Raw genomic sequence first — 854 nt, 5'->3', positions numbered from 1 at the left:
ATGCCGCCATGCCTAAAAGCATCAAAATCGAAATGCTTCAGGAAACCGTCCCCAACTTAGGCATCATCACTGCCTACAACGACATGGTTTCCGCACACCAGCCGTTTAAAGACTTCCCTGACCAAATCAAAGACGAAGCACAGAAAAACGGCGCAACCGCCCAAGTCGCCGGCGGCACGCCCGCCATGTGCGACGGCATCACGCAAGGTTATGCCGGTATGGAATTGTCGCTGTTCTCCCGCGACGTGATTGCCATGAGTACCGCTATCGGTCTGTCGCATCAAATGTTTGACGGCAGCCTGTTTATGGGCGTGTGCGACAAAATTGTTCCCGGCCTGATGATCGGTGCGTTGTCTTTCGGCCATATTCCAGGCATCTTCGTCCCCGCAGGCCCGATGTCCAGCGGTATCGGCAATAAAGAAAAAGCCCGTACCCGCCAGCTTTTCGCCGAAGGCAAAGTTGGCCGCGATGCCTTGCTTGAAAGCGAAATGGGCTCTTACCACAGCCCGGGTACTTGTACCTTCTACGGTACTGCCAACTCCAACCAAATGATGATGGAAATGATGGGCGTACACCTGCCTGCCGCCGCCTTCGTCCATCCTTATACCGACCTGCGCGAAGCCCTAACCCGCTACGCTGCCGGACACCTCGCACGCGGCATCAAAAACGGCACCATCAAACCATTGGGCGAAATGTTGACCGAAAAATCCTTCATCAACGCCCTGATCGGCCTGATGGCAACCGGCGGCTCGACCAACCACACCATGCACCTCGTTGCCATGGCACGTGCCGCAGGCGTGATTTTGAACTGGGACGACTTCGACGAAATTTCCTCCATCATCCCATTGCTGATC

1 protein-coding gene is annotated in these 854 nt (G+C 55.4%); it reads left to right on the top strand.

The window, feature by feature from the left end; genetic code table 11:
- Positions 1–854, top strand: an 854-nt coding sequence (locus ACTHUM_RS15725) for a dihydroxy-acid dehydratase domain-containing protein (protein WP_440403382.1), incomplete at both ends; no start/stop codon positions are given.

It is taken from the genome of Neisseria sp. P0021.S006 (assembly GCF_051956895.1).
This window is presented reverse-complemented; position numbering and strand designations above follow the sequence as displayed.